The sequence below is a fragment of the Balneolaceae bacterium genome (genome assembly GCA_034521445.1).
Lineage (GTDB): Bacteria > Bacteroidota > Rhodothermia > Balneolales > Balneolaceae > JAXHMM01.
This window is the reverse complement of record JAXHMM010000011.1, coordinates 57,214-77,529: the sequence shown is the minus strand read 5'-3', so window position 1 is coordinate 77,529 and position 20,316 is coordinate 57,214. Positions and strand designations below refer to the sequence as shown.

The 20,316-nt window shown below is 62.5% G+C and carries 20 protein-coding genes; 10 read left to right on the top strand and 10 right to left on the bottom strand.

Annotation, left to right across the window (positions count from 1 at the left end; genetic code table 11):
• The first annotated feature begins 19 nt into the window (after window positions 1–19).
• From U5K31_12115 to dnaJ, 3 genes are all read left to right on the top strand, one after another.
• Complete coding sequence (locus U5K31_12115; GenBank protein ID MDZ7773467.1) at window positions 20–412, top strand: VOC family protein; 393 nt, start codon at window positions 20–22, stop codon at window positions 410–412.
• 156 nt (window positions 413–568) lie between these two features.
• Window positions 569–1,267: a nucleotide exchange factor GrpE gene (locus tag U5K31_12110; GenBank protein MDZ7773466.1), complete on the top strand. Its 699-nt coding sequence runs from the start codon at window positions 569–571 to the stop codon at window positions 1,265–1,267.
• A gap of 20 nt (window positions 1,268–1,287) precedes the next feature.
• Window positions 1,288–2,445, top strand: a complete 1,158-nt coding sequence (gene dnaJ, locus U5K31_12105; GenBank protein MDZ7773465.1) for a molecular chaperone DnaJ — start codon at window positions 1,288–1,290, stop codon at window positions 2,443–2,445.
• A gap of 65 nt (window positions 2,446–2,510) precedes the next feature.
• On the opposite strand, the gene U5K31_12100 is transcribed toward dnaJ, so the two are convergent.
• The 6 genes from U5K31_12100 to U5K31_12075 form a co-directional block, all read right to left on the bottom strand.
• On the bottom strand, window positions 2,511–2,789 hold the full coding sequence (locus U5K31_12100) for an RNA-binding protein (protein ID MDZ7773464.1): 279 nt from the start codon (window positions 2,787–2,789) through the stop codon (window positions 2,511–2,513).
• Window positions 2,790–2,947: 158 nt separating this feature from the next.
• Window positions 2,948–3,106: a hypothetical protein gene (locus U5K31_12095; protein ID MDZ7773463.1), complete on the bottom strand. Its 159-nt coding sequence runs from the start codon at window positions 3,104–3,106 to the stop codon at window positions 2,948–2,950.
• A gap of 83 nt (window positions 3,107–3,189) precedes the next feature.
• On the bottom strand, window positions 3,190–3,687 hold the full coding sequence (locus U5K31_12090) for an N-acetyltransferase family protein (protein ID MDZ7773462.1): 498 nt from the start codon (window positions 3,685–3,687) through the stop codon (window positions 3,190–3,192).
• 4 nt (window positions 3,688–3,691) lie between these two features.
• Window positions 3,692–4,498 carry an SDR family oxidoreductase gene (locus tag U5K31_12085; GenBank protein MDZ7773461.1) on the bottom strand — a complete coding sequence of 269 codons (807 nt, stop codon included), beginning with the start codon at window positions 4,496–4,498 and terminating at the stop codon, window positions 3,692–3,694.
• Between the two features lie 17 nt (window positions 4,499–4,515).
• Window positions 4,516–5,007: a 5-(carboxyamino)imidazole ribonucleotide mutase gene (purE, locus tag U5K31_12080; protein MDZ7773460.1), complete on the bottom strand. Its 492-nt coding sequence runs from the start codon at window positions 5,005–5,007 to the stop codon at window positions 4,516–4,518.
• A 139-nt stretch (window positions 5,008–5,146) separates the two neighbouring features.
• Entirely contained in the window at window positions 5,147–6,304 is a 1,158-nt protein-coding gene (locus U5K31_12075) for a 5-(carboxyamino)imidazole ribonucleotide synthase (GenBank protein MDZ7773459.1), read from the bottom strand.
• A gap of 167 nt (window positions 6,305–6,471) precedes the next feature.
• On the opposite strand from U5K31_12075, the gene prfA reads away from it, so the two are divergent.
• Window positions 6,472–7,557, top strand: coding sequence for a peptide chain release factor 1 (gene prfA, locus U5K31_12070; protein ID MDZ7773458.1), 1,086 nt, complete (start codon window positions 6,472–6,474; stop codon window positions 7,555–7,557).
• Here the strand turns inward: prfA and pckA are convergent.
• On the bottom strand, window positions 7,554–9,152 hold the full coding sequence (gene pckA, locus U5K31_12065; protein MDZ7773457.1) for a phosphoenolpyruvate carboxykinase (ATP): 1,599 nt from the start codon (window positions 9,150–9,152) through the stop codon (window positions 7,554–7,556). The two genes, prfA and pckA, sit on opposite strands and share 4 nt — an antisense overlap.
• A gap of 323 nt (window positions 9,153–9,475) precedes the next feature.
• On the opposite strand from pckA, the gene U5K31_12060 reads away from it, so the two are divergent.
• From U5K31_12060 to purD, 6 genes are all read left to right on the top strand, one after another.
• The gene (locus tag U5K31_12060) at window positions 9,476–10,351 is read left to right on the top strand and encodes a carbon-nitrogen hydrolase (protein ID MDZ7773456.1); all 876 of its coding nucleotides are present in this window, start codon (window positions 9,476–9,478) and stop codon (window positions 10,349–10,351) included.
• Window positions 10,352–10,354: 3 nt separating this feature from the next.
• Complete coding sequence (locus tag U5K31_12055; protein MDZ7773455.1) at window positions 10,355–11,470, top strand: agmatine deiminase family protein; 1,116 nt, start codon at window positions 10,355–10,357, stop codon at window positions 11,468–11,470.
• Between the two features lie 96 nt (window positions 11,471–11,566).
• On the top strand, window positions 11,567–13,042 hold the full coding sequence (gene gatB, locus U5K31_12050; protein MDZ7773454.1) for an Asp-tRNA(Asn)/Glu-tRNA(Gln) amidotransferase subunit GatB: 1,476 nt from the start codon (window positions 11,567–11,569) through the stop codon (window positions 13,040–13,042).
• A 50-nt stretch (window positions 13,043–13,092) separates the two neighbouring features.
• Window positions 13,093–14,457: a TlpA disulfide reductase family protein gene (locus tag U5K31_12045; protein ID MDZ7773453.1), complete on the top strand. Its 1,365-nt coding sequence runs from the start codon at window positions 13,093–13,095 to the stop codon at window positions 14,455–14,457.
• Window positions 14,454–15,233 (top strand): triose-phosphate isomerase, encoded by a 780-nt coding sequence (tpiA, locus tag U5K31_12040; protein ID MDZ7773452.1) that lies wholly within the window; start codon window positions 14,454–14,456, stop codon window positions 15,231–15,233. The genes U5K31_12045 and tpiA overlap by 4 nt, the downstream gene beginning before the upstream one ends.
• Window positions 15,233–16,513 (top strand): phosphoribosylamine--glycine ligase, encoded by a 1,281-nt coding sequence (gene purD, locus U5K31_12035; GenBank protein MDZ7773451.1) that lies wholly within the window; start codon window positions 15,233–15,235, stop codon window positions 16,511–16,513. Before tpiA ends, purD begins: the two co-directional genes overlap by 1 nt.
• A 95-nt stretch (window positions 16,514–16,608) precedes the next feature.
• On the opposite strand, the gene U5K31_12030 is transcribed toward purD, so the two are convergent.
• Genes U5K31_12030 through U5K31_12020 form a run of 3 tightly spaced genes read right to left on the bottom strand, consistent with a single transcriptional unit; the run spans window position 16,609 to window position 20,272 of the window.
• Window positions 16,609–18,180, bottom strand: a complete 1,572-nt coding sequence (locus tag U5K31_12030) for a class I adenylate-forming enzyme family protein (GenBank protein MDZ7773450.1) — start codon at window positions 18,178–18,180, stop codon at window positions 16,609–16,611.
• On the bottom strand, window positions 18,170–19,381 hold the full coding sequence (gene menC / locus U5K31_12025) for an o-succinylbenzoate synthase (protein MDZ7773449.1): 1,212 nt from the start codon (window positions 19,379–19,381) through the stop codon (window positions 18,170–18,172). The genes U5K31_12030 and menC overlap by 11 nt, the downstream gene beginning before the upstream one ends.
• A gap of 3 nt (window positions 19,382–19,384) precedes the next feature.
• Window positions 19,385–20,272, bottom strand: coding sequence for a 1,4-dihydroxy-2-naphthoate polyprenyltransferase (locus U5K31_12020; protein ID MDZ7773448.1), 888 nt, complete (start codon window positions 20,270–20,272; stop codon window positions 19,385–19,387).
• Between the last annotated feature and the right edge of the window lie 44 nt (window positions 20,273–20,316).

Sequence of the window (20,316 nt, the reverse complement as noted above, 5' to 3'; positions counted from 1 at the left end):
TAGACTTTAAAGACAAATTATGGCAAAATTCGAACCATCGGGCATCAATCACATCACCATCCGGGTCAACGACATTAACAGGGCGGAGGAGTTTTACGGAGAGGTCCTCGGCTTCGAGCTGGTCCGCAAGATGGGCAAGAGCATGGCCGTCTACCGGGTGGGCGAAGAGGACACCATCGTACTTGTGGAGGCCGAGACCAGCTACGACCCCACCTCGCGCGACTACCGGGTGGACCATTTCGGCTTCTACGTGGATTCTCCGGACCGGGTGGACGAGCTGGCCGAGTATTTTCGCGAGCATGAAGTGACCATCATGAGCGGACCGGCCAACCGCAAGCGGGGCCGTTTTGTGTTCATCTCGGACCCCGACGGCAACATGATCGAGGTCTTCTACGAAGAAGACGCAGCGTAGGTCCGACCGCGACAGGTCTTGCACAACCCTTCAGGGAATTGCGCCAGATTGCGTAACTTTGACAGTACCGGCGGCCGCAATATTTGATGGCATGTTATTTGCTTTCATAAGGCTGCCTGAAGCAAACCCCAATACAGACGCATAAACGACTTTTTCATGAGCGAATCCAGCAAGGAACAGGAACAGCAGCAGCGGGACTCCGAGAAGGTGTCCGCCACCGCCGACGGACAGGGGGGAGCGCAGGGCGGACAGCAGCAGGCCTCCGGCGACCGGCAGGCCGGCCAACCGCAGTCGAGGGAGGGCGGCGAAGGCGAGACGCCCTCCGGCTTCATTGGACCCGATATCTCCACCTACCAAGAGATTGATCGCAAGGAGCTGGTAGCCGCACTGGCCGAGCGCGACCGCTACATCCAGGAGATGGAGCAGGAGGTCGGCAGCCTCAAGGAGAGCAACCTGCGCAAGACGGCCGAAATGGACAATTTCCGCAAAAGGGTGCAGCGCGACCGCGCCCAGATTTACGAGACGGCCAAGGCCAATGCCCTGGAGGATTTCCTCTCGGTGAACGACGACCTGCGCCGCACGCTGAAGGCGGCCGAAGACCTCGACGTGCCGGACACGCTGATGGACGGGGTCAACCTGGTGGCCGAGAAATTCGAGGAGGTGCTCCGCAAGCACGGGGTGGAGCGCATAGACGAGGAGATGGTGCCCTTCGACGTGGACATTCACGACGCCATGATGCGCCGGAAGCCCGAAGGCGACGACGTCGACAGCGACATGGTACTGCAGGTCATCGAGAACGGCTACCGCATAGGTGAACGCACCATCCGCCACGCCAAAGTCATTGTAAGCGAGTAACCGCCAATTCCTGAACTTATATGCCCAAGCAAGATTATTACGAAATCCTGGGAGTCAGCCGGAATGCCGACCAGGACGAGATTAAAAAGGCCTATCGCAAGCTGGCCATGAAGTACCACCCGGACCGCAACAAGGACAATCCCGAGGCCGAGGAGAAGTTCAAGGCGGCTTCGGAGGCCTACGAGGTGCTTCGCGATCCCGAGACGCGCCAGCGCTACGACCAGTTCGGCCACGAAGGCATGAACGGCGGATTTGGAGGCCGGGGCGGCGCCTACGAAAACGTGGGTTTCGACGACATCTTCAGCCGCTTCAGCGAGATCTTCGGTTCGGAATTTTTCGGGGGAGGCGGACGAGGCCGCGGGCAGGGCGGACGCCAGCGGGGCCAGCAGGGCTCCGACATGAAACTGCGCATCAAACTCTCCCTGGAGGACATCGCCTTCGGCACCGAAAAGAAGCTGAAGGTCAAGAAGTTTGTCACCTGCAAGGAGTGCAACGGCACAGGCGCGGAGACCGAAGAGGATTTCGAGACCTGCGGCACCTGCAACGGCATGGGCGAGGTGCGCCAGGTGCACCGCACCATGCTGGGACAGATGGTCAACGTGCAGCCCTGTCCCGAGTGTAACGGGGAGGGGCGCATCATCCGCAACACCTGCTCGGAATGCAGCGGCGAGGGCCGCATGAAAGGGCAGGAGCAGGTGAAGATCAACGTGCCCTCAGGCGTTTCCAAGGGCAACTACATCACCCTGCGCGGCAAGGGCAACGCGGGCATGAGGGGAGGGGATCCCGGCAACCTGATCGTGCTTATCGAGGAAGAGGAGCACGAGCATTTTGAGCGGGACGGCAACGACATCTACTACGACCTGCTGCTGACCGTGCCCGACGCCATCCTGGGCACCGAGGTGGAGGTGCCCACCCTGAAAGGCAAAGCCAGGATCACGATTGAAGAGGGCACCCAGCCCGGCAAGCTGCTGCGCATGAAGGACAAGGGCATACAGGGACTCAACAACAGCGGTATTGGCGATGAGTTTATCCGGGTAAACGTATACATTCCCCGGGACTTGAACACCAGCGAGCGCAAGCATATGGAGGCGCTTCGCGAGAATCCCAACTTTGCCATTGAGAACAAGCAGGACGACAGCAAGGGCTTCTTCTCGAAGATCAAGGACGTCTTTACCTGAATAAAAATGCCCTCCCCGACGTGGTCGGAGAGGGCATGGCTATGCCATTCGTAAGGTGACCGGGACTAGCGTCCGTAGCGGCCGCCTCCTCCGCTCTTCTCTTCCTTGGGACGGGCCTTGTTAACCTTCACCGTGCGTCCGTCGATTTCATCGCCGTCCAGTTCTTCGATGGCGGCGCGGGCGTCGTCATCGTCCGGCATTTCCACGAAGCCGAAGCCCTTGCTGCGGCCGGTTTCGCGGTCGGTGATTACCTTTGCGGTATCCACTTCGCCAAATTCTTCAAAAAGTTCTCTCAGGTCGTCATCCGAGATGTTGTAGCTAAGATTACCTACGTAAATGTTCATCGGTCGTATCGTACATTGTTATTAGCGTGAAGGGAAGGCATGTCGTGCGGTCTAAGCGGAAAGGCAGCTTTGGGCAGCGCAATCAGAACGGTCGTCATTCATCCCACGAGATGCATGTTACGACACTTTCGTGTTCAATAGCAACAGGTATTTTTAGATCATCCTTTTTCGTTGCGATGGGTGTCGTGGGCCTGGCTGCGGATTTCCCAGAAACGTTCCCAGCGCTCACGCGGCTCGTTGAGTCTCTTGCGGTTCCAGCGGTACACCAGGTAGAGCAGCCCGAAGGGTACCAGCAGCCAGAGCACTTGCATAAGCATAGGGGATGGAGTGAATGTTACAGGAACAGTATAACCAATGTTTGGGCTTGGTTAAAGGCCTTGGGCAACCTCGGCCCGCGTTTTCAGCTGTCTGTAATGTCCCTGCCCATGTAGATGTGGTCGTAGTACTCGTGCTGGTATTCTACGGCCTGAGGGATGACGCCCCAGAGCTTGAAGTCGAATTTCTTGAGCAGGTGCACGCTGCCGGTGTTGCCTTCGATCAGGAGGGCTACCAGTATCCTCAAGCCCTGTTCCCGGCAGTAGGCCAGGGCATGTTCCATGAGTCCTGTGGCAATGCCCTCCTTGTGGTGGCGGAAATCGACGTAGTAGCTGATCTCGGCCACCCCGTCGAGGGCTCCGCGACCCGGCCGGTAGGGAGAGACGGAAAACCATCCCACCAGCTCGTCTTCACGTTCATCCACAAAAACGGGGTAGGGATCGTCAAGATGTCGCCGAAGCCACGCCTCCTGCTGCTCCCGGGAGCGGGCCTCCAGGTGGGCGGTTCTAAGGCCCGCCTCCACCGCTTGGTTGTAGATTCGGGTAATCTCCCCGAGGTGCTGTGGGCCTGCCCTTTGAATCATGGGTCTATTGGGACCTGGGTTTCTGCATGGTGTGCACCATCTTCCGCACCACCGACCGGGGGGAGAGGCGCACCGCCTGCATGCTGATCTTGTTGGCCCAGCCGTGGATGGCCACGGGACGGCCTTTCATCATCTGTTTGAATCCGTATTCCGCCACCTCGCGCGCGCCTGCCACCACCTGGTAGTCGAACAGGCCGGACTCCTGCATTTCGGCGGTGGACTGGAACCCGCTGCGGGTGGGTCCGGGGCAGAGCGCGGTAACCGTGACGCCGTCCCCCCGCAGTTCGGTATAGAGGGATTCCGAAAAGGCCAGCACGTAGTGCTTGGTTGCGTAGTAGACGCTCATGAGGGGACCCGGGACGAAGGCGGCCGTGGAGGCCACGTTCAGGATGCGTCCCCGCCCCGCCTCCACCATGTCCGGCAGGTAGAGGTGCGTGAGCCGCGTCAGGGAGGTGACATTAATGCCGATCATGTCGGACTGTTTCTGCCAGTCGGATTCGGCGAAGGGTCCGAAGTCGCCGATCCCGGCATTGTTGACCAGGTAGCGCACGCGGATGCCGGCTTCCTGCGTGCGTCGGTAAACGTTCTCGGGTCCTCCGGCGGTGGCAAGATCGGCCGGCACCACCGTGGCCCGGATTCCGTGCGCCTCGCCGAGTTCCTCCCCCAGTTCGCGCAGGCGCTCCTCCCGCCGCGCGACCAGCACGAGATCATGCCCGTGGGCGGCATGCACCCGCGCCAGTTCCATGCCAATGCCGCCGGAAGCACCCGTTATCAAGGCTACAGGCGCGCTTTCCGGTTCGGCTGTCTTCATGTCCCTGGAATTGCGGTTCAGGTGAGATTCCGAGTTTTCTTTTCCGATTCCTCGGCCATCTCCCGGTGATAGGCTTCAAGCTGCTCCGCCACGTCCGGGTCTTCCGCCCCCAGGATGCGGGCGGCCAGCAGACCGGCGTTCTTGGCCTTGCCGATGGCCACGGTGGCCACGGGCACGCCTCCCGGCATCTGCACGATGGAATAGAGGCTGTCCACGCCGCCCAGCGCGCTGGTCTTCACCGGCACGCCGATGACAGGCAGGGTGGTGTAGGCGGCGGTCATGCCGGGAAGGTGCGCCGCACCGCCGGCGCCTGCGATGATCACTTTCAGGCCCCGATCCCGCGCACTCTTGCCGTATTCGGCCATCATGTCGGGCGTACGGTGCGCCGATACCACCTTTTTTTCGTAGGCGATGCCGAAACGGTCCAGGATCTGGCAGGCCTCCTTCATGGTGGGCCAGTCGCTGTCGCTGCCCATGATGACTCCTACGCGGGTGTTTTTGTCACTCATATCGATCCGGATTTCAGGTCAGAGGCGGTTAAAAAACGTGTAAATCCCGACTGCAATAAACCGATCAGCGGGGAAACAAACAACGGGCAAGGCACAGCCGTGGAGGCTTCCTGCGGGGACGATCCCGGACGCCCTCCCCCTAAATTTCAATGCCGGAGGCCAGCTCCCAGGCGCGCCGGTAGGTGGCCTCGGGATCTTCACCCAGCAGGGTGTAGTGTCCCATCTTGCGGCCGGGCTTGCTGTCGAGCTTGCCGTAGACATGCAGGTGGCCGTCCTTTTCGGCCACGGCCGACAGGGCGTGGTCCACCCGGGCATCACGCCGGTGGGCGCCCAGCAGGTTCACCATGGTTACGGCCGGGGTGCGCAGCGAGGGATCCCCGAGGGGCAGGCCCAGCACGGCCCGCACGTGGTTCTCAAACTGGGAGGTCACGCAGCCCTCGATGGTGTAGTGGCCGGAGTTGTGGGGGCGCGGGGCCGATTCGTTCAGCAGCACCTCGCCTTCCGGGGTAAGGAAAAATTCGTAGGCGAAGATGCCTCGGCCGTCGATGGCCTCGGTGGCGGCCACCGCCAGCTGCTGCGCCCGCTGCCGCACCGACTCGTCCACCGGCGCGGGAGAGCGCACCGCCACGCAGATGTGCTCTTCCTGAACCGTCTCGCAGCAGGGATAAACCACGTGGCCGGTTTCGTTGCGAGCCACCTGTACGGCCAGCTCATGGGTGAAATCCACGAAGGCTTCCGCCACAATATCCCGCCCCTTTTCGCCTCCCAGGTCACGGTAGGCCCGGACCGCCTCCTCCAGGTCGTCCACGGTCTCGTTGCCGTAGCCGTCGTAGCCGCCCTTGGAGGATTTCAGCAGGTAGGGCCAGCCGTGTTCGGCCCCGAAGGCCTTGAGCTCCTGCTCGCCCTCCACCAGGGCGTAGGGAGTGACCGGGATGCCGGCCTTCTCGAAGGTCTGTTTCTCAATCAGCTTGTTCTCAATGAGGGCGAAGCTGGCCGGGGAGGGATAGATGGGCGTTCCGCTCGACTCCTGGGCGGCGGCCAGCACCTCCGAGTCGATGAATTCGTTCTCCAGGGTGAGTACGTCACAGGTTCGGGCGAATTCGGCAAGGTCCACCTCCGAATCGAAGGAACCGGAACGGGAATGGGGGGTCATGAACTGGACCGGCTCGTTTTCCTCGCGGTCGGAGAAAACGCCGACCTGGATGCCGAAACGGAAGGCCTGGAGGCCGGACATGCGGGCGAGCTGGCCGGCTCCCAGGAAGCCGAGCCGGTAGCGGGCGCTAAGGGGGTTGGACACGGGGACTGTGCTTTACGTTGCGAAGAATGAAGGGCCAATATAGCCCATTGGCGCGTGAAAGTTAACCCCCGCCCACCCGTGAATAGTGCCGAATATCCCTTATTTTGTAATAGAACTTTACTACTTTGACAGCCTACCGGCGCGTGAATTCGAATTATCAGCACCCCATGGATATTGAAGCGAAACTGGAGCAGGTCCGCGAGCGGTTCGAGGAGGTTACCGCCGCCATGAGCGACCCCTCTGTATACGACGATCCCCAGCGTTATACCGAGCTGACCAAGGAGCACAGCGACCTGAAGGAGCTGGTGGATCTTTACGACGAATACAAGTCCATCAACCGCCAGATCGAGGGTAACAGCGAGCTGATCGAGGACGGGGAGGACCCTGAAATCACCGAGATGGCGGAAGAGGAGAACAGGGAGCTCAAGCCGCGCCTGCAGAAGCTGGAGGAGAAGATCAAGTTCATGCTCATCCCGAAGGATCCCGACGACTCCAAGAACGTCATCGTGGAGGTGCGCGCGGGCACCGGCGGCGACGAGGCCGCCATTTTTGCCGGCGACCTGTTCGAGATGTACCGGCGCTACGTTGACCACATGGGCTGGAAATTGAACGTAATGACCCTCAGCGAAGGGGATAAGGGCGGCTTCAAGGAGATTGTCTTCGGGCTGGAAGGCGACGAAGTCTACTCCAAGATGAAGTACGAGAGCGGGGTGCACCGCGTGCAGCGTGTGCCTGAGACCGAGACCCAGGGGCGCGTGCATACCTCGGCGGCCACCGTGGCCGTGCTGCCGGAAGCCGAGGAGGTGGATATCGAAATCAATACGGCCGATCTGCGCATCGACACCTTCCGGGCCAGCGGGGCGGGGGGACAGCACGTCAACAAGACCGACTCTGCCATCCGCATTACCCACGAACCCTCCGGCGTGGTGGTGGAGTGCCAGCAGGAGCGCTCCCAGCACCAGAACAAGGAGAAGGCGATGACCATGCTGCGTACCAAGCTCTACGAGCGCGAGGAGGAGAAGCTGCGCGCGGAGCGTGCGGCCGAACGCAAGAGCCAGGTTTCTACGGGCGACCGCAGCGCCAAAATCCGCACCTATAATTACCCCCAGAGCCGCCTCACGGACCACCGCATCGGACTGACCCTCTACAACCTGGAGGACATCATGAAGGGGGAGATCGACGAGGTGATCCAGGCCCTGCGCGTGCAGGACAACCTGGACAAGCTCAATGCGGTGATGGAGGAGGGCGCCTAGGCGTTCGGTCCTGCGGCGATCAGCTCTTCGCTCGCCTCGCTCTCAAACTGCTTGAAGTTCTCGCGGAACATGCCGGCCAGCTTGTGGGCTTTCTCGTCGTAGGCCTCCTGGTCGTCCCAGGTCTGACGCGGACGCAGAAGCTCGTCCGGGATGCCGGCCACTTCGGCGGGAATCTGAAGCCCGAAGAAGGGCTCGGTCTCAAAGTTCGCATCATCCAGATTGCCTTCCAGCGCCTCGCTGAGCATCTGCCGGGTGTAGCCCAGCTTGACGCGGTGGCCGGTGCCGTGGGGCCCGCCGGTCCAGCCGGTGTTGATCAGCCAGACGTTGGACTCGTGGCGGCGGATCTTGTCGGCCAGCAGCTCGGCGTACACGGTGGGGTGCAGGGGCATGAAGGGGGCGCCGAAGCAGGCCGAAAAGGTGGCCTGGGGTTCGGTGACGCCGCGCTCGGTGCCCGCCACCTTGGCGGTATAGCCGCTGATGAAGTGGTACATGGCCTGCTCGGGGGTGAGCCGCGAGATGGGAGGCAGCACCCCGAAGGCGTCGCAGGTCAGGAAAATCACGTTGCTCGGATGGTTGCCCCGGCCGGCGTCGCTGGCATTGGGGATGTAGTCAATGGGGTAGGAGCAGCGCGTATTCTGCGTGAAGCTGGTGTCGTCGAAGTCGGGACTGCGGTCGCTGTAGAGTACCACGTTCTCGAGGATGGTGCCCGGCATCCTGGTGGTGGCGTAGATCAGCGGCTCGCCCTCCTCCGAGAGGTTGATGGTCTTGGCGTAGCAGCCGCCCTCGATATTGAAAACGCCCTCGTCGCTCCAGCCGTGCTCGTCGTCTCCGATGAGCACGCGGTCGGGATCGGAGCTCAGCGTGGTCTTGCCGGTGCCCGAAAGCCCGAAGAATACGGCGGTTTCGCCCTCCTCGCTCATGTTGGCCGAACAGTGCATGGCCATCACCTCCCTTTTGGGCAGCAGGTAGTTCATCACCGAGAAGATGCCTTTTTTCACCTCGCCCGAATAGAGGGTGCCCCCGATGAGAATGATCCGCTTGTCGAAGTGTACAAAAATGAAGGTTTCGCTCTTGGTGCCGTCCTCCTCCGGGTTCGCCTTGAAATTGGGCGCGGCCAGCACGGTGAAGTCGGGCTTGTGGTTCTTGAGCTCCTCGTGGCTGGGGCGGATGAACATGTTGTGGGCGAAAAGCCCGTGATAGGCGGCCTCGCTGACCACCCGCACGTTCAGGCGGTGCTCCTCCTCGGCGCCCGCAAAGCAGTCCTTGATGTAGAGTTTCTTTTCTGAGAGATACTCGGTCACCTTCTCGAAGAGTCCGTCGAAGGTCTCCTCGTCCACGGGCTGGTTGATCTCACCCCAGTCGATGTCGTCGTGGATGGAGGGCAGGTCCACAATGTATTTGTCCTCCGGCGAACGTCCCGTATACTTTCCGGTAAGCACGCGCAGGGCGTAGTCCCTGGTCAGGGTTCCCTCCCCGTTCTGGATGGCCTCCTCGTAGAGCTCCGGGGGCGTCAGGTTCCAGAGGGTATGGTCGTTGTTTTCCAGTCCCAGGTAGTCCAGTCCCACGGAACTCCGGGGATGTGCTTGGTTACTCATCTGATGCTGTTGTGTTTCGGTTTCTGAAATGTTCAATCAAAAAAAAGCTCTCTTCAGAGAGCCTGTTAGTATACGAATAATTATTGTTAATATGGGAGCCTCAAAACCCGTACCTTCGATCTTTCGGAGGCTAAAACCGGTCTCCTAATATTCTAAAGGCCGCTTTTTGGATGAGGCAAGTTATTCAGGCGAAGACGGGCCTATAACGAAAATATTTAGTTCGAAGGGTCTCCGGAAGGCCGGCGCGGTATTTCCGGACGTGCCTTTCGGGAGACCCGAAACATCCGTAATTCCGGCCGAGCATAGGTAAACGAATCATGAGCATGAACACCCTCAACCTGGCGCTCATACAGCATCCCTGCACCGACGACCCGCAGGCCAACCTGGAGCGCGCCTGCGGACTGGTGGAGGAGGCCGCCCGGGGCGGCGCCCGCCTGGTCTGTCTGCAGGAGCTCTTCCATACCACCTATTTCCCGCGCGAGATGGACGAGTGTTTTTTCGAGTGGGCGCAGCCCCTGGACGGTCCCCTCACCCGTCGTCTGCGCCAGCTGGCCGATCAACTGGACATCTCCCTTGTCGCGCCCTTTTTCGAGCGGCGCGCGGCCGGCATTTACCACAACTCCCTGGCCGTGATCGGACCCGGCGGTGAGCTGCAGGGGTTTTACCGCAAGGTGCATATCCCCGACGATCCCGGCTTCTACGAGAAGTACTATTTCACCCCGGGGGAGGAGGGCTACCGGGTGTTCGGCCTGGACGATGTCGGGGAGGACGCGCCACGCTTCGCCCCCCTGATCTGCTGGGACCAGTGGTACCCGGAGGCGGCGCGGGTCTCCGCCCTGAAGGGGGCCGGCCTGCTGCTCTATCCCACGGCCATCGGCACCCTCCCCGAGGAGAGCGGGGGCGAGAGCGAAGAGTTTCACCAGGCCTGGCAGACCATCCAGCGAAGCCACGCCATCGCCAACGGATGCTTCGTGGCCAGCGTGAACCGCGTGGGCGAGGAGGGGGGCACGCGGTTCTGGGGACAGTCCTTCGTGGCGGGTCCCTTCGGGCAGATTCTGGCGCAGGCCGGCCGGGAGGAGGAGATCCTGCACGCCGAACTGGATCTGTCGGCCGTCGAACGACAGCGGCAGATCTGGCCCTTTTTCAGGGACCGCCGCATCGACACCTATGGTCCCCTGCTGAAACGCTACGACGACTAGCCCATGCCCCGAACCGCTGCATCGTCCAACCGCCGCCCGGGAGAGCTCGGCTACCGCATGCCGGCCGAGTGGCATCCCCATGCTGCCACCCAGCTCCACTGGCCCTCCAACCGGGAGACCTGGCCCGGAGCGTGCCTGGCGCGCGTCGAGCGGGTCTACGGCGACATCCTGGCCGCGCTGACCCCGCACGAGCAGGTGCACCTGCTGGCCGAAAATGAGGCAGTCCGTGAGCGTGCCGGAAAGGTGCTGGAGGATTTTGCGGTGGACCCCACCCGCATCACCTGGCATGTGCGCCCGATCAACGACGTCTGGGCCAGGGACTGCGGGCCCATCTTTGTGCGGCGGGAGGAGGCTGTCGACGGCGACCTCCCCGAATGGGCCCTCACCGACTGGGAGTACAACGCGTGGGGCGGAAAGTATCCTCCCTGGGAAGACGACAACGCCCTGCCCGCCTGGTTTGCCCGCCGGTTCGGCATCCCGCGCTACGCCCCCGGCATGGTGCTGGAAGGAGGGTCCATCGAGGTGAACGGGGAAGGCGCCCTGCTGACCACCGAGTCGGTGCTTCTCAATCCCAACCGCAACCCGGCACTGGACCGCGGACAGATCGAGGACAGGCTGCGCGCCTACCTGGGCGCCGATCACGTCATCTGGCTGAAGGAGGGGCTGACCGGGGACGATACCGACGGCCACATCGACGACCTGGCCCGCTTTCTGGCGCCGGATACGGTGCTGGCGGTCACCGCCCCGCCCGGCGACGTGAACCACGCCGCCCTGGCCGAAAACCTGGAAATCCTGCGTTCGGCCACCCTCCCCGGCGGAAGGTCCCTGCGCATCGAGACTCTCCCGCTGCCGGAGACCCGCATCGAGGGCACCACGGTGGACGGCTCGGCCTATGTGCCGGCCAGCTACGCCAACTTCTACGTGGCCAGCGGGGTGGTGCTGGTGCCCCTCTACGATACGCGCCGCGACGGGGAGGCCCTGGAACTGATCGGCAGCCATTTCCCGGACCGCGAGGTAGACGGCATTTCCTGCGCCGACCTGGTTTGGGGTCAGGGTTCCATTCACTGCGTCACACAGCAGCTCTACGGGCTGCCTTCAGGCCATTCCCCGAAGCACTAATAAATGTCTCGCATCTTTAATATCTTTGGCCTTCCCGATTGCGGTTGTACGGCGGCCGTCATTTTGCTTTTGGAAGGCACGAAGTAAACAGAGGACATGGGTACCATCGATCACGACAACTACGAAGCGGTCATCGGGCTGGAGGTGCACTGCCAGCTGCTGACCGAGAGCAAGGCCTTCGCGCCGGTATCCACCGAGTTCGGCGGCCTGCCCAATACCCAGTTGACGCCCCTCTGCCTGGGACATCCGGGCACCCTCCCCGTGCTGAACGATAACCTGGTGCGCTACACCATTAAGATGGGACTGGCCACCCACTGCGAGGTGTCCCGCAAGTCCATTTTCGCCCGGAAAAACTACTTTTACCCCGATCTGCCCAAGGGCTACCAGATCTCCCAGTACGAGACGCCCATCTGCCACGGCGGACACATCACCATTACCGATGAGGAGGCCGGAGGGGAGGACGGCCCGTCTACCGAAAAACGCATCGGCATCACGCGCATACACATGGAGGAGGACGCCGGAAAGTCCATCCACGACCAGGATCCCTACCACACGCTGGTGGACCTGAACCGTGCGGGCGTGCCCCTCATCGAAATCGTCTCCGAACCTGACCTGCGCACCCCGAAAGAGGCTTACAACTACCTGACTCGCATCAAGCAGATCGTGCAGTACCTGGAGATCTGCGACGGCAACATGGAGGAGGGAAGCCTGCGCTGCGACGCCAACGTCTCGGTGATGCCGCGCGGCTCGCAGACGTTCGGCACCCGCACCGAGCTTAAGAACATGAACTCTTTCCGCAACGTGGAGCGCGCCCTGGGCTACGAGATCGAGCGGCAGATCGCCCTGCTGGAGGAGGGCGGGGAGGTCGTGCAGGAAACCATGCTGTGGGACCCCGACAAGATGGAGACCCGCATGATGCGTACCAAGGAGGAGGCGCACGACTACCGCTATTTTCCCGAACCCGACATCCCGCCGGTGGTGGTGACCGACGATATGCTTGATGAGGTGCGCGCGGAGCTCCCCGAAATGCCCGACGTGCGGCAGAAGCGCTTTATGGACGATTTTGACATGAGCGCACAGGACGCCCGCACCCTGACCGACGACCGCTACCTGGCCGACTTTTTCGAGAAGCTGGTCGATACCTCCGGTTCCCCGCGGGCGGCCTCCAACCTGGTGCTCACCGAGGTGCTGCGCGTACTCAACGAGCGCAGTATTTCGATTCGCGAATTCCCGGTGTCGTCCGAACGCCTGGGGGGACTCATCGACCTGCGCGAGGACGACAAGGTGAACTCCTCCGCCATGACCGCTATCTTTGACGCCATGCTGGAGCAGGAGGGCAGCGCCGAAGATCTGGCCGAGTCGATGAACCTGCTGCAGGTCTCCGACGCCGGCTTCATCGAGCCCATCGTGGAGCAGGTCATCGAGGAGCACCCCGACGAAGTGGGCCGATACCGCGACGGGAAAAAGGGTCTTATAGGCTTTTTTATCGGGCAGGTGATGCAGCGCTCCCAGGGAAAGGCAAATCCCAACCTGGTGCGCGAGCTCATTGCAAGTAAGCTTGAAGAATCGTAAATAGGTTGATTAATCGGTTGCTCATACCGCACCGTCAGTATTCAGGATTGATGAAAAAACCATTTATCAGCATCGCCCTCGGCCTTACCGCCATGTTCGCCGTCTCCTGTTCGGGCGGCTCCGAGGAGGGCGGCGCGCGCATGGAGGGACGGCTTACCGTGGCCGATTCGGTGGACCAGAGCGGTGACTATTCCGGCATCGGCGTGACCGTGGTCCGCGAGGACTCGGCCGGCGCCATCACCGATACCCTTTTTCACCAGGTGACCGATTCCACGGGTCGATTCGCCGGCATGGCCAAGGTACCTGCCCAGAACCGCTACCCCCTCTCCATCACCCGCAACCAGAGCGAGCTGGCCCGGGTGCCCCTCTACCTGTCGGCCGACGATACGGTGCGCGTGACCGGCGACCTGGCCAACCTGCAGCAGACCCTGGACATCCATTCCCGCGAGCACGAGGCCCTGGAGCTTTTCCAGCGCATGAACCGCACCATAGGCCGGGTGCGCATCTACGCCCAGGCGGGCCGCATCTCCGCCGACAGCCTCTCCCAGGAGATGAACAAGTGGAGCGGACTCTACTGGGAGGTCTACGAGCGTTATCCCACCACCATTGCAGGCAAGATGGCGGCCACCGAATCGATACGCATCCTCAACACCCAGGACCCCGACAGCATGATGCTGCGCCTGAACCAGGTGCGCGCCGATGATGACCTGGTGGGGCTGGCCGCCACCTACGGCAAAGACTACCTGGCCCAGGACCAGGGACTCGACCACGCGCTGGCCTACCTTGACACCCTCCAGCAGATGACGGAGGGCTCCCAGGCGAGCATGCGCATCCGCATGGAACGCATCAAGCTGCTCTACGACAGCGCGCGTGTGGAAACCGCCCAGAACCTGCTGACCGATTTCCAGAACAGCTACCCCGATAACCCCACCGCGCGAAACTGGTCCGAAGCCATCCAGTACGATCTGGACTATCTGGCGCCGGGCGACACCATTCCCGAATTTTCCTTTGGCACCAACGGGGGTACCGTGAGCAGGGAGTCGCTCCTGGGCACTCCCTACATCCTGGAGATCACCTCGCTGGCCAGCCGCACCTACCAGCAGCAGTTCGACCGCACGGTGGTCATCCACAGCATCTACCGCAATTACGGACTCCAGGTCGTCACGCTTCCCCTGGACGAAAGCCAGGTGACGATCGAAGGCTTCTTTGAGGAGCGGGTGCAGCCCTGGCCTGTGGCCCAGGCCGGCGCCTACGACCGGCAGGAGCTGGTGAACCGGTTCAACATCCGAGGCACGCCCACGCGCTTTCTTGTCGACCGCCAGGGACGCATCGTGCGAAGGTATGTGGGTACGGAGTTCCGCGATATCATTCAGGGTATTCAAACGCTGATTAACAACGAAGGCCCCGCTTCATGACTCGACCGCTGCTCATCGCCGGAAACTGGAAGATGAACGGCGGTCCCAGGGAGTCCGCCGAGCTCGCGGGCGGCATCCGCGAGCGCCTGGGCGACCTCCCCGACTCTGTCCAGGTGCTGATCTGTCCCCCTTTCGTCTCCATCCCCGCGGCCTCCGTGGCCCTCGACGGCAGCGAGACCGTATGGCTGGGGGCGCAGGACGTGCACTACGAGGACGAGGGCGCCTACACGGGGGAGGTGAGCACCTCCATGCTCCGCGAGCTGGGCTGCACCCATGTGATTGTGGGCCACTCCGAGCGGCGGGAGTTTTTCGGGGAGTCCGACACCACCGTCAACTACAAGCTGCGCAAGGCCCTCGGCGCGGAACTCACGCCGGTCGTCTGCGTGGGGGAATCGCTGCAGCAGCGCAAGAAGGGCACCCACCAGCGCATGGTGGGCAAACAGGTGGAGGCCGCCTTTACGGAGGTCTCCATAGACGACGCCCCCGGCGTGATCGTGGCCTACGAACCCCTCTGGGCCATCGGCACCGGCGAGACGGCCACCCCGCAGCAGGCCCAGGAGATGCACGACATGATACGCTCCGCCATCACCGATCTGTACGATCTGGAGACGGCCCGCGCCGTGCAGATTCTCTACGGCGGCAGCATGAAGCCCCGCAACGCCCGTGAGCTGCTGGAGCAGCCTGACGTGGACGGGGGACTGGTGGGAGGCGCCTCCCTTGAGGCCGAAAGCTTCGCCGCCATCGTTGAAATTGCCGAACAAATCTCATCCGACTGATGCCTCTCAACGTACTGCTTCTGGGCAGCGGGGGACGCGAACATGCCATGGCGTGGTCCATTGCGCGTTCCGAACTGCTCGATACCCTCTACATCGCCCCCGGCAATCCCGGGACCGCCGACGTGGGAACCAACGTGGACCTCTCTCTTTCCGATTTCGGGGCTGTCGCCGACTTTGCCGAATCGAAGGAGGTGGGCCTGGTGGTTGTGGGACCCGAACAGCCGCTGGTGGACGGCATTGCCGACTTTCTGGAGGAGCGCGGCATTCCCGTCTTCGGCCCCTCGAGGTACGCCGCCCAGCTGGAGGGCAGCAAGAAATTCGCCAACGAATTCATGAAAAAGAACCGCATCCCCACGGCGGACTTCACGACGTGGACGCGCGGGGAGTTTGACGAGGCCCTCGACTGGGTGCGCAACCGCGGCGAATATCCCGTCGTGCTGAAGGCCGACGGGCTGGCCGGCGGCAAGGGGGTGTTCATCTGCGAAAGCGAGGCCGAGGTGGAGAAGCGGCTCGGCGAGCTGAAGGAAGACGAGCGCTTCCGCGACGCGGCGCAGACCCTGGTGATCGAGGAGTTTCTGGAGGGGGAGGAGGCCTCCGTTTTCGTCATCACCGACGGGGAGACGGCCAAGGTGATCCACAACGCCCAGGACCACAAGCGCATAGGGGAGGGGGACACCGGACTCAACACGGGGGGCATGGGCGCCTACAGCCCGGCCCCCATTGTGACCGAACGCATGCTGGCCCGGGTGGAGAAGGAGATCATCCTGCCCGCCATCTCGGCCATGCAGCTCGACGGGCACCCCTACAAGGGCATCCTCTACTGTGGACTCATGATCACCCGCGAGGGTCCCAGGGTGGTGGAGTTCAACTGCCGCTTCGGCGACCCCGAATGCCAGGCCATCCTGCCCGCCCTGAAGAGCGACCTGCTGGAGCTCATGCTGGCGGCGGCCGAGGGCAGCCTGCACGGGAAGGAGGTGGAGGTGGACGGACGCTACCGCTGCTGCGTGGTGCTGGCCTCCGAGGGCTATCCCGTGGACTACGAGAAGGGCAGGGAGATCACCGGCATCGACGAGGTGTCGGGCGACGCCATGGTATTCCACGCCGGCACGGCCCTGAGGGACGGGAAGCTGGTGAGCGACGGGGGACGCGTGCTCAGCGTGGTGGCTTCGGGCGACAGCCTGCAGCAGGCCATAAGCGGGGTGTACGAAGAAGTTGAAAAGGTCCGCTTCTCCAACCGCTACTTCCGTAGCGACATCGGCCACAAAGCCTTAAAGTCTTAAAGTCTGTAAAGTCATAAAGTCTGTAAAGTCATAAAGTCTGATAAGTCGAAAAGTCTGGAAGTCTGAAAGTCGGCGGACTTTTTGACTTTATGACTTTACGACTTGTTGGACTTGAAGAGTGCTATGACGTCTTTTCTTTTTATTTTGCCTGAGGGGGTATGGGGCAGGGCGTCGACGGCCAGCAACTCCTTGGGAATCTTGAACTCCGACATGTTTTGTCCCAGGGCTTCCCGAACGGCCTCGGGATCCAGCTCTTTCCCGTCGCGGGTGACCACGGCCGCCACCACCCGCTGCCCCCACTCCTCATCCGGCAGGCCGATGACGGCCGCCTCCGCGATGCCCTCCAGCTTTACCAGCGCACTCTCCACTTCGTGGGGGGAGACGTTTTCTCCCCCTGTAATGATCAGATCGGTGCGGCGCGCCTCCACGATGAGCTGCCCGTGGATGTTCAGGTGCCCGTAGTCGCCGGTGTTGAACCATCTCTCGGCGTCGAAACTGCCCTCGCCCCCGGTACGCGAAGGCGCATCGTCCCCGTCTCCGGCCGCAGAAGCGCCGCCCTCCCCGTCGTCCAGGTAGCCGTCGAAAACCTGCGGGCCGCGCAGCCAGATGGTGCCCGAGTCGTTGGGCGGCACCTTTTCGCCCTCGCGGTCACGGATCTCCATCTCGTTGGGCGCGAAGATGGCGCCCACGCTCTGGAAGGGGACGTAGACGCCGCTGGGCTTCTGGATGTGGTTGGCGGCGATCTGCGCGCAGGTTTCCGTCATCCCGTAGCTGGGCACGATGGGGATGCCCTTTTCGGTGGCCTGGCGTAGCAGCGCCGGGTCGATGGGTCCCCCGCCCAGCAGGATGGCCTTGAAGCCGCGGTGGGTGCGGAAGGCGGGGATCTCCAGCAGGCGCTTGAGCATGGTGGGCACCAGCGAGGCCGCCTGGAAGAGGGTGTTTTCGTTGAGGAAAGTGGAGACCATCTCCTGGTCGAAGCCGTCCATGCGGTAGATGCCGCTGCCGTAGAGCAGGGAGCGGAGCACGATAGAGATGCCGCCCACGTGGTTCAGGGGCAGGCAGAGCAGCCAGAAGTGGCCCGGATCGGGCCGGAAGTTGCGGGCGGATGCCCTTGCGGCATAGAGCATCTGGCGGCGCTTCAGGGGTACGATCTTGGGAGGTCCTGAAGTGCCCGAGGTGAGAAATTTTGCGAAAACGTCCTCCGTGTCGATAGCTTCCCGTCGCTTCTCCACGCTCGTGGTCATGTTGAAGGTGCGCTCCAGTACCTCCTCCAGCTTCAGATTGGACATGGGCACCGAGCCGGTGACCGGGGCCTGGTCCATGTGCTCCTGGTCGTAGAAGAGCAGGCCGGGATTCAGCCGCTCCAGCTGTTTTTTCTGCTCGGAGGGGGCGGCGTTGGCGTCCACGCAGCAAAAAGTGAATCCCAGCCTCCAGCAGGCCGCCAGGGCGAAGATCAGTTCGTCGCTGGAGTGGGAGAGAAAGCCGACGGGACGCTCCCCGCCGGGGTCGTAGCCGTAGTCGTTAAGAAACTGCAGGAGGAAGCGCTCGAAACGTGCCAGGTGGCTATAGGTGTACAGGCCCCGGGCCGAGGCGAGGAAGTGCGCATCCTCGTCCGGCTGCGAAAAAGTGGGGACCAGGTGTTCCCGAAATTCGAGTTCAGAGCTCAAGACGTTCGGTGCTTAGGGTTGACAGCAGGTCAGGATCCACCGGTGGCAGACCCGGTCCCCGGGGCGGAGAGACGGCGGGGGGCTCCCCGCCGGGCGGGGAGCTGCGAAAATCCTTTTCAAGCACCGAAGCCGTTGCCAGGCCGTGTGCGAAGTCCCGTGAACCCAGGCCTCCGGCAATAAGCGCCGTCATGGACCGTCCCGTACTCCCCTCCAGGGAGCTTGTTACGATGATTTCAATATCATGATCATCTGCGAGGGCTTTTGTTGCAAATAAATTGGAAAGTCCGCCTGCGACCATCGGTTTGAGTATAAAAAAATTCACAAACGGCAGTAAATCGACGCTGAAGGCGGGGTCGGTCAGGCTTTCGTCCAGCGCCACCGGCACCTTCGTCCGGGAAGCGAGATGTTCCAGGCTGGCAGGCGTGCAGTTGGCGAGAGGCTCCTCGCAGTACTCCAGTTCCGCATCCTCCAGGGCGGCGAAGGCCTCCAGGGCCTGCTTGGGAGACCAGGCCCGGTTGGCGTCGGCCCGGAGCCGGAGATCCGGATGCCGCTTGCGCAGGGCTTTCAGCAGGGCGATGCCCGACCCGCCTTCGTCCCCCACCTTGACCTTGATGGTACCGAAGCCGCCTTCGGCCAGCTTGCCGGCCCGGGCCAGGGTTTCCTCCAGGTCGTCGCCCAGCGAGAGCACCGCATTTACGGGGATCGCGTCCGGCATGCGTCCGAAGAGCAGGGTGCCGGGGCTGCAGCCCTCCCTCTGTGCGTGGTAGTCGGTCCATAGGGTGTCGATGGCGAACTGCAGTGCGGGAGGCACGCGGTGCTCCAGGAGAAAGCGGTTCACCCGTGGGTAGCGGCTTACGCCGGTCAGGAAGGGCTCGCCGGTATCGCCCAGCTTCCAGCCCCTGGGAGGAGGAATGTCGGCGGGATGGGTATTGGATCCGGGCAGGGCGCGCTCCGCCTCGCCTGGCAGGTCGACCTCCTCCTCAAAGAGTTCCATCATCCCGGAGGCCAGCTCCCTGGTCTGGGCCGCCACCTCCGCCACCGTCTCCCGGGAAAAGCCGGGCAGGGGCGCGGCCTCCCCCCAGGCGGTGACGTCTTTATGCTTCAGCCTCAGCAGTACGCCCTGGCGGGACAGCCAGGTGCGTCCCGACGTGCGGAAGGGACGGGCAAGCGGCAGTTCGTAACGGTATGCGGTGAGTGCCATGATTCACCCCAACAGTAGACCGGTGCAGAAAAGTGCCCCGAAAAGGGCCATGAACTGAGCGGTGCGTTCGAGCGTACGGTTCAGGTTGGCCTTGCGCTGCTCCGTCCAGACCGACACGATCAGCCAGAGGGCGATCGGAAAGGTGATGAGGGGAAGCATGACGGGCCAGTTAAAATTCAGCCGGAAGAAAAAGTGGGGAGGTACGGCGAAGGCCAGGGCCAGCATGAAGAGGTATTCGTAGCGCAGCGCACGCTCCCCGAAGATCACGCCCAGCGTACGCTTTCCGGCTGCGGCGTCCTGCACGATGTCCCGCAGGTTGTTGACCACCAGGATGTTGACGGCGAGGGCGCCCGCCGCAAGGGAGGCCCAGAGGGAGGCTTCGCTCAGCCGCAGGGCGTTGACGTAGTAGGTGCCCATGACGGCCACCCCTCCAAAGAAGATAAACACAAACAGGTCGCCCAGCCCATGGTAGCCCAGCGGCCAGGGTCCGCCGGTGTAAAGCACCCCGCAGACCAGCGACAGCACGCCGACCAGCAGGATCACCCACCCGGCATGCCATACCAGGTAGAGTCCAAGCACGAAGGCCGCCCCCATGGTCAGCAGGGTGGCCCCCTTCATCTGTCCCTCGCTGACGGCCCCGGTGGCGGTGGCCCGCTCAAAGCCCACCCGCTCGTCGGTATCCGCCCCCTTGCGGTGGTCGAAGTAGTCATTGGCGAAGTTGGTCCCGATCTGGATAAGAAAGGCGCAGAAGAGCGCGACCAGGGTAGGGGCCCAGCCAAACAGGCCGTCGGTCCAGGCCAGGCTGGCGCCCAGCATGACCGGCACTGCCGCGGCGGGCAGGGTTTGTGGACGCGCAGCGCCCAGCCAGATGGAGAGGCGTGATCGGCTCATGGATACGGGGATGACTGTGAATAACCGTTCCCGGATGACGCGAT

What these genes read in the sequence shown, in the direction of transcription:
- U5K31_12095 (MDZ7773463.1), bottom strand. Translation starts at nt 3,106, where the DNA reads ATGCTTATGCAAGTGCTCTGGCTGCTGGTACCCTTCGGGCTGCTCTAC.
- purD (MDZ7773451.1), top strand. Translation starts at nt 15,233, where the DNA reads ATGCCTCTCAACGTACTGCTTCTGGGCAGCGGGGGACGCGAACATGCC.
- dnaJ (MDZ7773465.1), top strand. Translation starts at nt 1,288, where the DNA reads ATGCCCAAGCAAGATTATTACGAAATCCTGGGAGTCAGCCGGAATGCC.
- gatB (MDZ7773454.1), top strand. Translation starts at nt 11,567, where the DNA reads ATGGGTACCATCGATCACGACAACTACGAAGCGGTCATCGGGCTGGAG.
- U5K31_12045 (MDZ7773453.1), top strand. Translation starts at nt 13,093, where the DNA reads ATGAAAAAACCATTTATCAGCATCGCCCTCGGCCTTACCGCCATGTTC.
- U5K31_12055 (MDZ7773455.1), top strand. Translation starts at nt 10,355, where the DNA reads ATGCCCCGAACCGCTGCATCGTCCAACCGCCGCCCGGGAGAGCTCGGC.
- U5K31_12020 (MDZ7773448.1), bottom strand. Translation starts at nt 20,272, where the DNA reads ATGAGCCGATCACGCCTCTCCATCTGGCTGGGCGCTGCGCGTCCACAA.
- U5K31_12090 (MDZ7773462.1), bottom strand. Translation starts at nt 3,687, where the DNA reads ATGATTCAAAGGGCAGGCCCACAGCACCTCGGGGAGATTACCCGAATC.
- U5K31_12085 (MDZ7773461.1), bottom strand. Translation starts at nt 4,498, where the DNA reads ATGAAGACAGCCGAACCGGAAAGCGCGCCTGTAGCCTTGATAACGGGT.
- U5K31_12110 (MDZ7773466.1), top strand. Translation starts at nt 569, where the DNA reads ATGAGCGAATCCAGCAAGGAACAGGAACAGCAGCAGCGGGACTCCGAG.
- prfA (MDZ7773458.1), top strand. Translation starts at nt 6,472, where the DNA reads ATGGATATTGAAGCGAAACTGGAGCAGGTCCGCGAGCGGTTCGAGGAG.
- tpiA (MDZ7773452.1), top strand. Translation starts at nt 14,454, where the DNA reads ATGACTCGACCGCTGCTCATCGCCGGAAACTGGAAGATGAACGGCGGT.
- U5K31_12115 (MDZ7773467.1), top strand. Translation starts at nt 20, where the DNA reads ATGGCAAAATTCGAACCATCGGGCATCAATCACATCACCATCCGGGTC.
- purE (MDZ7773460.1), bottom strand. Translation starts at nt 5,007, where the DNA reads ATGAGTGACAAAAACACCCGCGTAGGAGTCATCATGGGCAGCGACAGC.
- pckA (MDZ7773457.1), bottom strand. Translation starts at nt 9,152, where the DNA reads ATGAGTAACCAAGCACATCCCCGGAGTTCCGTGGGACTGGACTACCTG.
- menC (MDZ7773449.1), bottom strand. Translation starts at nt 19,381, where the DNA reads ATGGCACTCACCGCATACCGTTACGAACTGCCGCTTGCCCGTCCCTTC.
- U5K31_12060 (MDZ7773456.1), top strand. Translation starts at nt 9,476, where the DNA reads ATGAACACCCTCAACCTGGCGCTCATACAGCATCCCTGCACCGACGAC.
- U5K31_12100 (MDZ7773464.1), bottom strand. Translation starts at nt 2,789, where the DNA reads ATGAACATTTACGTAGGTAATCTTAGCTACAACATCTCGGATGACGAC.